The organism is Bacteroides sp. AF39-16AC, assembly GCF_003602735.1.
In the GTDB taxonomy this organism is placed as follows: domain Bacteria; phylum Bacteroidota; class Bacteroidia; order Bacteroidales; family Bacteroidaceae; genus Bacteroides; species Bacteroides uniformis.
In genome coordinates this window covers 183,224-196,663 of the sequence record NZ_QTLN01000004.1, presented here as the reverse complement: position 1 = coordinate 196,663, position 13,440 = coordinate 183,224, and the positions used below count along the sequence as shown (strand labels likewise).

The window sequence follows — 13,440 nt, the reverse complement described above, 5'->3', positions numbered from 1 at the left end:
TTTTAAAACCCGAATCATGGATAAGAAAATAGCATTGATTTCAGGCATCACCGGTCAGGACGGTTCATTCCTAGCCGAGTTCCTAATTGAAAAAGGATATGAAGTACACGGCATTCTGCGCCGTTCGTCATCGTTCAACACCGGACGCATAGAGCATCTTTATCTGGATGAATGGGTGCGTGACATGAAGAAGAACCGTCTCGTAAACCTCCACTACGGGGACATGACGGACAGCAGCTCGCTTATCCGCATCATACAGCAGGTGCAGCCGGACGAAATCTATAACCTGGCGGCACAAAGCCATGTGAAAGTATCATTCGATGTGCCGGAGTATACTGCGGAAGCAGATGCCGTAGGCACCCTGCGTATGCTGGAAGCAGTACGTATCCTGGGACTGGAGAAAAAAACGAAAATCTATCAAGCTTCGACTTCCGAACTGTTCGGTCTGGTGCAGGAGGTACCACAGAAGGAGACAACCCCGTTCTACCCACGCAGTCCATATGGTGTGGCCAAGCAATACGGCTTCTGGATTACGAAGAATTACCGGGAAAGCTACGGCATGTTCGCTGTAAACGGCATTCTCTTCAACCACGAAAGCGAACGGCGCGGAGAAACCTTCGTGACACGCAAAATTACACTGGCGGCAGCACGTATAGCCCAAGGATATCAGGACAAGTTATATCTGGGTAACTTGAATTCGCTGCGCGACTGGGGATATGCCAAAGATTACGTGGAGTGCATGTGGCTGATTCTGCAGCACGACACTCCGGAGGATTTTGTCATAGCTACCGGAGAATATCATACCGTACGTGATTTCACTACACTTGCCTTCAAGGAAACCGGTGTGGAACTGCGTTGGGAAGGAGAAGGTGTGAATGAAAAGGGCATTGATACCAAAACCGGTAAAGTGCTGGTGGAAGTGGATCCCAAATACTTCCGTCCTGCCGAAGTGGAACAACTGCTGGGCGACCCGACCAAAGCCAGAACACTGCTGGGTTGGAATCCACGCAAGACTTCTTTTGAAGAACTGGTGAAAATCATGGTGACACATGACATGGCATTTGTGAAGAAGCTCTATATGAGGGCACAAATGGATGGTGAAAACACTTCCCAGACATGCTGAAAACGAAAATGAGAAAATGGTGCCTGCTCCTACTGCTGCTTGGTTGCAGCATGGGAGTGCAGGCCCAATATTCCATGGGCAACACCGGACTGCTGAACATCCCGACAGCAGATATGCAGGAGACCGGTACTTTTATGGGGGGCGGCAATTATCTTCCGAACGGCATGACACCGTTTAACTTCAACACTGGAAATTATTTCGTTAACATCACATTCTTATCCTTCCTGGAATTGAGTTATCGGTGTACGCTACAAAAAGCTAAACGTTACGATGGGAAAGAAGGATATTTCCATCAGGATCGATCTATGACTGCACGTGTACGTCCACTTAAAGAAGGTAAATTTCATCCAAGCTTATTACTTGGTGTAGATGATCCTTTCAAAAATACGGGAATAAACTATTTTGCTACTGTATATGGTGCATTAACTAAAGGGTTCTCTATTGCAAAAGGAGATAGGCTTGCACTGACTGCCGGTTACTATTTCCCACTGAACGACCATAGCATAAAGGATGGTCCCTTCGGAGGCATCAGCTACTCCCCTGCTTTCTGCCGGGAAATGACTGTCATGGCCGAATATGATTCGGAAGGTTTCAATGTGGGAGCCGCCGCCAGATTATGGAGGCATCTCTCCATCCATGTGTTTACCAGAGAATTCAATAGCATATCGGGAGGAATACGGTATGAATGCAGGTTGTTGCACTAAGAGAGAGATAAGGGATGAAGGATTAGGGATTGGAGAGTAGGATGAAAAACAAGAGAAAAAGCGGTTTGAAGTGGATACTGGCAGTATGGTTCTGTAGTATTTCTGCAACGGTGGATGCCCAAGTGACAGAGAGCTTGAAAGCTATCGGAATGGAAAACATCCGATGTGCACAGACACCGGGAATGACCACTGTAAGTTTTGAGAACAACGTATATAGAAGTACCTACACCGGAGTGGGCAAAGCCATAGATACCTGCTTGAGAAGCAAGACGAAGGGCGATTTGCAATTGGTGGTACTGGAAAACCGGATTCCCAGGCTTTGCATCAATCTGCCGGATACATTGACGGAAGCATACAGAAACGGGGAAATCAACCTGACACAAGTATATCAGCAAATGGGGATTACAGTAGATACGGATCCTGCCATGAAGGCATTGAAAAATGCCGGTCAGGAAGAAGTGCCGTCTGCCTGGAAGATGGATTTGGTGATATACCCCGATTTGTTTTTAGAGAACAATACGTTTGACGAACTGTATACGTATGCCATCAACCTGAATCCGGCAGTAGAAATAGCTTTGTGGAAAGGTGGGAAAATGACCGCACAAGTGATACTGCCCGTAGCCACCAATCTGAGTGGAGAGATGAAACGGATAAGACCGGGAATCATAGCTCTATCGCAGGATGTACGCTTCAGGCACAACATCTTCGGGAAAATGACGGTGGGTAACTTCACCAACAACAGATATGGTGCACAACTGGAAATAAAATACCGCACCAACAACGGACGCTGGGAACTGGGCGGAACGGCAGGCTCCACCGGTTTCTCCGCCATCACCCGGGAAGACGGCTGGTATATAGGCAGAAAACAGCGTATCAATGCCTCACTGAATGCTTCGTACTACGAACCACGCCTCAACTTGCAGTTCGACTTGAAAGCAGGAAGATATATTTACGGTGATTATGGAGTGAGAGGAGACTGTACGCGGCACTTCGGAGAGTATGCCATCGGCTTGTATGCCCTTTGTACAGACGGAGAGATAAACGGAGGATTTCATTTTGCCATCCCCCTGCCGGGAAAAAAATGGAGTAGAAAAGGATTCTTCAGAGTAAAACCGGCTGACTACTTTGCATGGGCATACGGCATGGTGGCAGATGGAGAGTACATAGAAAAACAACTGGGAAAAAGTTACAGTACACGCCCTAACGAAAACCGAAGCAGCAACTTCTACCAGCCGGACTATATACGCTATTTCCTTATAAAGGAACTGCAAAAAGAAAAATCGAAATAAGTATAATTTAAACAGATTAGTTTTATCAAATGACGAAAATTATGAAAAAGAAAAGTTTATTTTTAGGAGGTGCATTGATGTTTGCAATAACCTTCAGCACAACAGTCCTTACATCTTGCCACGATGACGACAAGAAGTATGAAGAAGTGGAAGACCCGCTAAGAAGTCAAACAGCCTACTACATTGCAGGTACCATCACCGATGCCAACGGTCCATTGTCAGGAGCCACCGTAAAAAGCGGCGAATACTCTGCCACAACCGATGCAAAAGGCGTATACTCACTGACTGTGAACAAAACCGGCATCTACACGCTCACCGTAACAGCTGAAGGACATGATGACTACGAGGCCACAGCAGAATTTACAGACGGAACAGCCAACCACAGCCTGATGGTGGTAAATGTAAAAATGTCAACAACCATAGAATTCGGCGAGATGCAGAAGGCTGACGGAAGCACCATTGAGGTTCCGAAAATAGAAAATCCGGAAAAGGAGAATGCCGCCACCATCAACATACCCACTGGAGGTACGGAAGAAAACACCAAGATTGCAGCCGTCGTGTTTGAAGAGGCACGTGAGGCCAATCCGGCAACTTCCACACAACCGGAAGCATCAAAGGCTTCTGTAAATAACGTAGCCATCAAGACAGAGCCGGCTGACGCTGTTGCCAAGGAAGATATCATCATTGCCATTCCCAATCCGTCGACTGATGCCAACCTGGGCTATTTTGATCCGAAAAACATGGAAGTGGAATCCAGCGAGGCACCTGCAACCAGAGCCGCTGCTAAAACCGTAGGATTCAACAATAACAATTACATCATTACCATTCCGCAAGGCGAGAAGATAGCCGGCAAATATTCACCTAGAGTGAAATTTACCAAACAAGCTGCCGCCAGTGTAGCAGACGGCTACAACGAAGTGAATGGAAAAGCCGAGGTAATCAAGATTGAGAACAGAGATTACGATGCGCTGGAAAATATCACCCTGACCCTTAAAATCAAGAACGGATGGGACTATACCGTTTCTCCGGCTGAAGCGCTGAAAGCTGCAGGAGCATCCGATGCACTGGCCACATACATCAACAACTACATTGAAACTGAAGAGGGAGGTACGAACGGTTCTTATGAAATTGAACAAAAGCTGACTGCAAGTGTCAGTGGCAACCATGTACTGCTGTATGGCAGCAAGCGTATGGTACGCGTGAAAACATATACCTTTAAAGTAGTGGTAGGCAACCAGAGCAAAGACGTAAAAGTAGAGCTGAAAAGCTACACGGGACATCAGGAAGAATATTCAAACAATCCGGTCAGCCAGCACTCTGGCGGCACCACAGGCGGTCAAGGATAATTTTCTCCGCAGTCTGAAACCAATAAAAACTATTCATTTATGACCATAGCCGTTGATTTTGACGGTACCATTGTAGAACACCGCTATCCCCAGATAGGAGAAGAAATTCCCTTTGCCACCGCTACGCTGAAGATGCTGATAAACGAGCGTCACCGGCTGATTTTGTGGTCGGTACGTGAAGGGAAGCTCCTGGAGGAAGCTGTGGAATGGTGCAGGGAACGGGGTGTGGAATTCTATGCCGTCAACCGGGACTATCCGGAAGAAGACATCGTACACACCGGTTTTTCACGCAAAGTAAAAGCCGATCTCTTTATCGATGACCGCAACCTAGGTGGACTGCCTGACTGGGGAAGCATCTACCGCATGATACATGACGGAGTGACCTACGAAGAACTGTTCCGCGAAAACAGTGAACCGGTCCGGCAGAAAAAGAAGGGCTTTTGGGCACGTTTGAAAAAATAATATCCGAATGAGATTTTTGACTTATGTCAATTCATAACCCGCAAAAACCTTCTAATTTTGTACTCGAAATAGAGAAAGATTAGTTTTATAAGAGTAAAGAGATTAGTTTTTAGGGTGCACTAAAAAAATAGGCAATATCCACAATGGTTATTGCCTATTTTTATATATAGCCGGAAGCCAAGTACATCAATACAGACTTCCCAGGCCGACTTCTGTAAAGAGCTTCGCCAACTTCTCCACCACCGGTTTCATATAACGTTTTCCTTTCTCGGCAGAAGCTTTTTTGGGGTTCCCTACCCCGCTGTCGACTGTAGCCTTATCCCAATGGCGGGGAGCCCAGCCCACCTTTTCATTCAGGGAAGGAATAGCAAACGGTTGGGATTCTCCGTCACCGGCCTCAGCCAGATTCACCAGCTCGGGATGGTAATGCATCATGACGGAAGTCTCAGACTCGCCGGCATGGTCGTCGACAACAGCCTCAAAGTAGTCTTTGGGAGGGACGATGCTGAACCAGTCGGCAGCGATAATCAGAAAATCGGGATACACAAACGCCAGGTCACGAATCATTCCCTTGAAGTTGTTGCCGCCATGACCGCTGAGAATAATCAGCTTGCGCATGCCTTGTGCATAGAGGGAGGCAACTATGTCTTCCAGAATGGCCTGCTGGGTGGAATAGCGGGTATGGATGCAGAACGGAAGTTCGCGCTGCCCCGGATTGTGTGCACCGAAAGGTACGGGAGGCATCACCATGCAGCGTACACCGGAATTCTGTAAAGCCAATGCAGCCGCGTCTACGGCAATGTCATGCGGCAGAATACAATCAGTGAGATAAGGCAGATGCAGATTATGGGGCTCCGTAGCTCCCCAAGGCAGGATGACAACGTCATACTTCACTCCTTTCACCTTTCCATAGCAGGAAACAGTAAGGTCAATTTCTCTTTTTTCCATGATAGTTTATTTTGGGGGTAAATCTTTACCGCAAAAATAAACATTATTCCGTCACATTGAACCTATTGCCGGCGATATTCTTTAGGTGACATACCGGTGTGATGCTTGAAATACTTGCCAAAGAACGACTGGTTGGCAAAGTGCAGCTCGTCCGCAATTTCCTGAATGCTCAGCTCGGAAGACTTCAACAAGGCTTTGGCTTCCAAAACGACGAGACTGTCAATCCATTCGCCTGCCGTCTTTCCGCTGATTTCCTTCACTACGGTGGAAAGGTGCTTGGCGGTGAGGAACATCTTATCGGCATAATAGGACACACTTCGCTCTTCCTTATAGGACTCTGAAACGGCACGGATAAAGCGTTCGAACAAGTCTTCCTTCCTGCTTTTGGGTATGCGCTCCTGAACGGCATGCCCTTGATAGATGTTGTATATCTCATAGAACAGTGCCAGCAGCAATCCCTGGGTGATTTCCTTACGGAAAGGATTGTCCTTCAGCTTCACCTTGCTCCAGAGGAAAGAGTGATACTCCTGGAATGATTGGGATTCCTCCGGAGTGATGTGGACGAAAGGCCGTTCCTTAATCATGAAGAACATGGGGAAAAGCTGTTGCATGGTGGGTATCACCATATCCATAAAATCTTTTGAGACGGCAATGAAAAGTCCGGCAAAGTCATCGGAGCGTTCTCCTTGCAGAACAATCTGGTCGGGAAGGATAATACCCAACATACCTTCCCGCATTTCACATTGCTGCAAGTTGAGTTCCAGTTTGCACCACCCTTTCAGGCAGACAGTCAGGCAAGCAGCATTCAAACGGGTGGGATAAGAGCTCAAAGACATGTCCTTGATGTCATCAAAAATAGCAAAATCATTGCCGATGAAATCGATCATCGGCAAATGATGTATCTGGGAAATATCTACATTTCGTATTCTCTTAGTATCCATGGTTTTTGTGCTTTGGCGACAAATGTAGGACTATTTTGCGGAATTTAGCTCTAAAAATCCTTAAATGGAAACTTTTAGTTCATTATCTTGAAGCCGACAAAGAAGGTTCTCGGCTGCGTAGGTCCGTAGAAATAGCCCGCATCGCGGAATTCCCCTTTATCCAGGTCTTTCTGGAAACTGTTGAAGATATTCTGTACACCCGTATTCAACTGAAGCTTGATATGGTCGTGAAGCACAAAGGTGTAGTTCAGCTTCACATTCAGGTCCAGGAATTGGGGGGTATGCTCCATGCGGTCCGAGGTGATATTGCAGAAGGCACCCTCGGGAGCATCTTCCGGTGCGTAGTGCGGCACAATCATCTTTCCCGTATAAGTGCCGGAAAGGGAGAAGTCGAAATTCTTCACCGGTGCCGAGGAGAAAGTGAAGTACCCGTAATAGTCCGGTGTACGGGGCATGCGCTTGGTGGTAAGGTCTTTGCCGTCCACCTTTGTCCAGGCTTCTTCATGGGTGTAGCGGCTGCGCTGCGCCGTGAAGCCGAGCTGGAACTGCGCCTCCTTGCCGTGGGCAATCTTCGCATCCAGATTGGCACCGTATACGCGTGCGCCGTTTCCGTTGCGGCGCTCCTTGATGACATCCCCTACTTCGTTCTTGCCGATATCTTCGAGCACAAAGACGTGGCGCAGGTCTGTATAGAAACCCTCCACCAGGATGTTTGCCTGCCAGTGACCCAGATGGGCGGTCCAGTCCACCGAACCGCTGTAACTGTTGGAGCGTTCTTCACTCAGGTTATCGGCGAGTTTGATTTGGACTCCCTTGCCGCCTACTGCCGTCACGTGCAAGTCCTCATCGTATGCCTGCGGAGCGCGGAAACCGGTAGAGTAAGTCAAGCGTGCCTGAAAATCATCTGCCGGCTTGTAGAGCAGGTTGACGCGGGGGCTGAAAATAAGCTTGTCTATCAGGTTGTGTTTGTCCAGGCGGGCGCCGACCAGCATGGTCAGTACGTTCATCTTCCACTCATTCTGCACGAAGGCGCTGGCAATGCGGACATCCTGCTCCATGTCACGATGATAGCCGGTCATGATGTCGTGCAGGGAGTTGTTCTGATATTCCAGTCCGCCGGTGAAGGTGGCGGGGGCAAAGAAGCAGTTGTCCATATTGCCCACATACATGCCGCCGGCAACCCAGGTCAGGTCTTTCGTCTTGCCGTAGGCATTCATGTTCTTTTGGGCACCATAGTAGCTGTTGCGGTCGGTGTGCTGGATGGAGGTGTAAGCCGAAATCTTATGCTTGTACTCTTTCCAGAACAAATCATAACTCACGCCTCCGCTATTGATGATATGCTTGGTCTGCTCGGTGATGTCCGTCTCGTGCGGCTGCAAATCGAATTTGTTGCCTCCGCGACGAAGTTCGTTGGTGGTATGGTATTCCAGATTGATGCGGCTGAAATGCGTAGGACGGTAATAGGCGCGGAAGCCGAAAGTATTCATGTTCAGCTTGCCCAGCTCGGAAAAGCCATCGCCATCGCGGTCGTAGGGGTTGCGGTTGCGGTAACTCTCATAAAAGGCAATGCCGTAAGAGTTATCTTTGGCAACCAGCGACACATTGCCACCCATATATTGCTCCCAGGACTTGCCGTCCATATTGGAGAACATGCTCGATACCTGAAAGGAATTGTTGATGGGGTCTTTGGTTATAATATTGATAGTTCCTCCCACAGCATTGGCCCCAAACAAGGCAGAGCCTCCGCCACGCACCACTTCTACCCGTTCAATCATGTTCACGGGGATTTGCTCCAATCCGTACACACCGCTCAATGCACTGATGATGGGACGGCTGTTTATCAATATCTGCGAATACGGACCTTCCAAGCCATTGATGCGCACCTGGGGGAAACCACAGTTCTGGCAGTTGTTCTCCACACGCAAGCCCGATTGGTAGTTCAGTGTCTTGGCAAGGTCGGTGGAGTTGACCATCTCGAACAATTTGGTACTCATCACATTTACAACTACCGGAGCTGCCTTGCGGCTTACCTCGTTGCGGTTGGCGGATACCACCACTTCATCGGTCATGAAACTCTCCTCTTCCATCGGGAAATGTATGACGGCAGTAAAGTCCTTGCTCACCGTCACCTCCTTCTCTTGGGTCTTGTAACCCACTGCCGACACACGGAGCTTGTATTTTCCCGCCGGAAACTTGCGGAACTCAAATTGTCCTTCTTCATTGGAAACCGTTCCCTGACCACTGCCGATAATCAAAACCGTGGCATACGGTATATTTTCCTCCGTACCTTTCACTATCACATGGCCGGAAATCATATTGCCTTCTTTTATAGGATTTACGGCAAAAGCTACGCTGGCACTTACCACTGCAAGTACCAACGCCAAAATGTATTGTTTCATCAAATTAGCGCTCTAAATAAAAAAAATAATTCAAGTCTGAAAAAAGATAATCATCCGAGATGCCGCACTTCGTTCACTGAAATGCCGGACTTCGAGACTAAAATGCCTGGTATCTACATACAAAAAATCCAGGCGTTTTTAAACCTAATGACTATGAAAAAAGAGCGGGAGGAGCGCGAAGGGAAAGGGTACGTATCACTTCCCCCTTAACAGTAGGTGTTGCCGGTTTGGCTCTGAGCATGGCCAGCAAAGGACGCATCGGGTGCTGAACCTCATACACATCCACCCCGGAAGAGTAGAATGCCGACAAATGCCCGATGACCAGAAGGGAAGTCTGGGAGTGAGAGTGTGTGCCATGAAAAGGGTGCGAGTGCGTTATCATCACCCCATTCACATAATGGACGTGAGTGAACGCGGTGATGCTTGCCTGGTACATGATAAACAGTACCAGCAAGCTCAATGCGCCTATATTTTTTTTCTTCTGCTTCACGTCCAAAAACTTACATTATAGATTCTGAGCCGCAAAGATAGTGAATTATTCTTTAACTTTGCCAAACAAGAACTCATAATCACGCATGGAAGCCGGAGCCACCCATTCTTCGGGAATAAACTTCCACTGATTCAGCGCACGCGGTTCAATCACCTTCTTTCGCTCGATGTACTGCATCAGATAATAGCGTAAGTCCTTATCCGTAGAGTGGATGATGCGCTCCTTCAATTCATCCTGCGAGATGCCGGAACCCTTTGTCAGCAATTCGCCGCCACCGTTTCCGCGATAAGAATTCACCGCTACCTTATACATTTTATCCATATCGAACGGGGTACCGTCTGCCATACTGAGAATGGCTACCTTCTCCCCATCCGGCTTGGTCACATCCACCGTGTAGATAATACCCGCCGCAGAATCGAAGTTGAAGCTGAAATTCTTGAATGAGGCCCTATCCGTAGCACCTTCGCGGCGCTTCTCACGGAAGAGAAGGATATGGTCGTCCGGAGACTTCATCCGATTGGTCCACAAATCATACGACATCTCCAAGGCATCGCGTATCTCCTTCCCCGTCAGACGCATGGTGTAAAGCATATTTTCGTACTTATACAGATTGAACATATCGTTCACAAAAATGTCTCCTTTACGGATTTCCGTATCATAGGACAAAGGAGCCGCAAAAGAAATATCCGCTCCGCTGATTGCCAACTGCAATTCGTGGATAAGGTCTATAAAAGCGGAAGAACCGAAATAGGCAGGACGTGTGGAGATAGTCTCGGTAAAGGAACCAATTTTCTTGGAAACAAAATTCTGCACAGCTTCATTTTCGGGGGCAAAGCGTTGCATGAACTCTTCGCTGACGCCGTAGTCTTGCGTATCGGACAGTATGCCGTCTATCTTCTTGTCTATAACTTTACCATCACGCAGTTTCAAGGTTATATCCACATTACTCACAACAACACCGTTGCTGGCAGGGTCCATCACCAGTACCGAGTCACCGGCTATGTTGCACACCCTCTTGCATTCGCGCGCATGGTCGTGCCCCATCAGGACAATATCGAATCCCGGCACGTTGCACGCCACTTCCACCGAAGCGTTTTCGCGATACTTGCCTCCCATCAGCTGGGCATCCTGGCCGGCATGGAACATACCGATAACCAAATCAGGCTTTTCCTGCTCACGGATAATCTTCATCCATTTGCGGGCAGTCTCCTCCATATCGTCGAAACGCAGCCCTTTCCACAGATTCTCTGAAAGCCATACGGGGATGGCAGGAGTTATCATACCGAGAACCACAATTTTCACTCCGTCACGTTCCAGCACCTCATAGGGTTTGAAATGGGTTTCTCCGGTAGCAGTATCCACAATATTGGCACCCAATATCGGAAAACGGCAGTCACCTGCCCAACGGTCGAAAACGGTACGGCCGGTCTCTACGTCATGGTTACCCATATTACCGGCATTATACCCCATGAAATTCATCATCTCCGCTGCCAGATGAGGGGCAACGGTATCTATGTAATTATAATAATAGGCTGTGGGCTGTCCCTGCAGAATGTCGCCATTGTCCAAAAGAATCAGGTTTTCGCCATAAGCCTCACGTTCTTTTTGCACCAAAGCATGCACACGTGCCAGACTGCCGGTTGCCTCCCGGCGGCGTATAAAGTCGTAGGGATAGTAGTTGCCGTGTATATCACTGGTCTGTACGACTTTCAGTTTCACCTCTCTTTCCTGCGCAGGCAGTATGCTTGTCAGGACAAAAATCCAGATAAAAAAACAACTAAATCTTTTCATTATATATCCTTATTTCTTGTCGGTTTTTATAAGTTCATAGGGTGGGTAAACATAAACCGCGCTCCATCCGTATAGGCAGGATCTATCCAAATCTCGCCGCCCCACTTCTCAACGGTCAGCTTACAGATGGACAGGCCCAAGCCGGTTCCCTGCACATATTCGTTCAGCTTCTCGAAACGTTCGAATACCCGTTTCTGTTTGTCCAAAGGAATGCCGCAACCGGTGTCGGTCACCGAAAATACTGCTACATTCCCTGCTGTATCCAGTTCCAGCTTCAAGGTTATCGTGCCTTCTTTTGTAAACTTGTCCGCATTGGAAAGCAGATTTATCACAACCTGCTGTAAACGCTGCACATCCGTCCGCATCTCCACTACCTCACGTTCACACTCAAATAAGAATTGATTGGTCGACCTGCGTGCCTGGGCCACGGAAGCTACTACCTGCTGGCATATCTGCACTACATTGCAGCTCTCCAAAGAAAGGATGACGCGGTCGGCCTCCAAACGGGACACATCCAATATGTCATTGATTAGCCGAAGCAGCAAATCAGAGTTGGTCCTGATAATCTCGAAATAGCCACGCTGTTCTTCTTCCGAGGCTCCTCCGGCAGACAGCACGTCCGAGAAGCCCACAATCGCATTCAATGGAGTACGGATTTCGTGGCTCATATTGGCAAGGAAAGCACTCTTCAGGCGGCTGGATTCTTCGGCACGGTCCTTTGCTTCGCGCAAGGCACCTTCGGATACCTCCAGTTCATCCTTCAACTTCTTTGTATGATAATAAAAGTAAAGGGAAACGAACAAACCGCCCAACAGCACCAACAGAACAGCACCGACCGACCAGATATGATACTTGTACTGTTCGTAGAAAGAAGGGGTTACGTTCAGCATCTTTACCGGCTGCGGAAGGCCGGTGATATTCAGTTTCTTTTCCTTCACAAGTTTACCGTCCAGTATGGTCTCATTCGGAATGATTTCCATATGGGTCTCACTATCCTGCGAGGTGGTCAGCAGGCGGTAGGACTGTCTTGCCATCTCCTTGCCCAAAGCACGGTAGGCAGGAACGACACCTGCCACAGCCCAATATCCCAAGCCTACGGAACTGAGCGAGAAAGTGGGCAAAGTGGGAGCTGCTTCCATCATGGCGTAGGTTGCATTCCGCATGAAGTAACCATCGTTCATGTCCACACGCCATGTCCCCATCAATATAGCTGTATTTTCCGGTAACTCATACAATCTGTCACAAATGGTATATATGGTATGGACGCGTCCGTCCAGCAGAATCAGGTTGAGTTCCGGAAACTTCTGCATCTCCTTCACTACATAGGCTTGCATGGCAACGCCGCCATAACTGTTGTCTGAGACAAAAGCGATATTCTTGGTGCCGGGATACATCTGCTTTATCATATTGATGTTGGCCTCCACATCATACTCATAAACGAAGCCAGCCTTGATAGGCGAACTGGGGAAATCCGTGAAGAAGTCGACGGATTCGGGCATCCAGGTCTTCAGGTCAACGGTATCACCCGGCAGCAATATGGCGTTCCGGCTGGACAGTGCACTCACTACCGGAGTATTGCCGCATATGGAGTCTTCCAGAGAAAGATAGGCAGCCCAGGCTTCCTGCCCTATAAGTACAATCAGCGCCGGACTTTTATCACCTTGATATTTAGCCAACAGCTCAGCCATTCTCCTCTCCCAAAGAGGGGATTCGGAAAAACTCTTGCAGTTCATGTTCTCCAATGCGATGGTGTTTGTCCCGCCCAGGCGTTGGAACTCCTCCATAAAGTCGGAGATGTTGCCGGAAGTACGGCCGGCATCCGGATTATAGGAACTGATAATCAGTACCGGATGCTCTCCCGTAATAGAAAAAGCGGGCAAAAGGCAACAGAAAAGCGCTACCATGCATGGTAATATTGTACGATATATGTGTTTCAATTGATTGATT

Annotated in this window: 11 protein-coding genes; 5 read left to right on the top strand and 6 right to left on the bottom strand. The window is 48.3% G+C overall.

The genetic code is table 11. The features are described 5' to 3' along the window. The first annotated feature begins 16 nt into the window (after positions 1–16). The 5 genes from gmd to DW039_RS06075 are packed head-to-tail and all read left to right on the top strand — an operon-like array spanning position 17 to position 4,924. Positions 17–1,123: a GDP-mannose 4,6-dehydratase gene (gene gmd, locus DW039_RS06095; protein WP_057281819.1), complete on the top strand. Its 1,107-nt coding sequence runs from the start codon at positions 17–19 to the stop codon at positions 1,121–1,123. After that, positions 1,117–1,827: a YjbH domain-containing protein gene (locus tag DW039_RS06090; protein WP_057088217.1), complete on the top strand. Its 711-nt coding sequence runs from the start codon at positions 1,117–1,119 to the stop codon at positions 1,825–1,827. The genes gmd and DW039_RS06090 overlap by 7 nt, the downstream gene beginning before the upstream one ends. A gap of 41 nt (positions 1,828–1,868) precedes the next feature. Further along, a complete protein-coding gene (locus tag DW039_RS06085; protein ID WP_120381807.1) occupies positions 1,869–3,116 on the top strand; it encodes a YjbH domain-containing protein in 1,248 nt (415 codons plus the stop codon). A 41-nt stretch (positions 3,117–3,157) separates the two neighbouring features. Further along, the gene (locus DW039_RS06080; RefSeq protein WP_195325852.1) at positions 3,158–4,462 is read left to right on the top strand and encodes a carboxypeptidase-like regulatory domain-containing protein; all 1,305 of its coding nucleotides are present in this window, start codon (positions 3,158–3,160) and stop codon (positions 4,460–4,462) included. A 39-nt stretch (positions 4,463–4,501) separates the two neighbouring features. Next, a complete protein-coding gene (locus DW039_RS06075; protein ID WP_120381805.1) occupies positions 4,502–4,924 on the top strand; it encodes a BT0820 family HAD-type phosphatase in 423 nt (140 codons plus the stop codon). Between the two features lie 186 nt (positions 4,925–5,110). On the opposite strand, the gene DW039_RS06070 is transcribed toward DW039_RS06075, so the two are convergent. The 6 genes from DW039_RS06070 to DW039_RS06045 form a co-directional block, all read right to left on the bottom strand. Next, positions 5,111–5,872, bottom strand: a complete 762-nt coding sequence (locus DW039_RS06070) for a creatininase family protein (RefSeq protein WP_120381804.1) — start codon at positions 5,870–5,872, stop codon at positions 5,111–5,113. Between the two features lie 62 nt (positions 5,873–5,934). Continuing rightward, positions 5,935–6,813: an AraC family transcriptional regulator gene (locus tag DW039_RS06065; RefSeq protein WP_009036861.1), complete on the bottom strand. Its 879-nt coding sequence runs from the start codon at positions 6,811–6,813 to the stop codon at positions 5,935–5,937. Between the two features lie 74 nt (positions 6,814–6,887). Continuing rightward, complete coding sequence (locus DW039_RS06060) at positions 6,888–9,212, bottom strand: TonB-dependent receptor (RefSeq protein WP_120381803.1); 2,325 nt, start codon at positions 9,210–9,212, stop codon at positions 6,888–6,890. 151 nt (positions 9,213–9,363) lie between these two features. Then, on the bottom strand, positions 9,364–9,702 hold the full coding sequence (locus DW039_RS06055) for a hypothetical protein (RefSeq protein WP_005836100.1): 339 nt from the start codon (positions 9,700–9,702) through the stop codon (positions 9,364–9,366). Between the two features lie 45 nt (positions 9,703–9,747). After that, positions 9,748–11,493, bottom strand: coding sequence for a bifunctional UDP-sugar hydrolase/5'-nucleotidase (locus DW039_RS06050; RefSeq protein ID WP_005836097.1), 1,746 nt, complete (start codon positions 11,491–11,493; stop codon positions 9,748–9,750). Positions 11,494–11,519: 26 nt separating this feature from the next. Next, positions 11,520–13,397 (bottom strand): HAMP domain-containing sensor histidine kinase, encoded by a 1,878-nt coding sequence (locus DW039_RS06045; protein WP_051008989.1) that lies wholly within the window; start codon positions 13,395–13,397, stop codon positions 11,520–11,522. Positions 13,398–13,440: the final 43 nt, after the last annotated feature.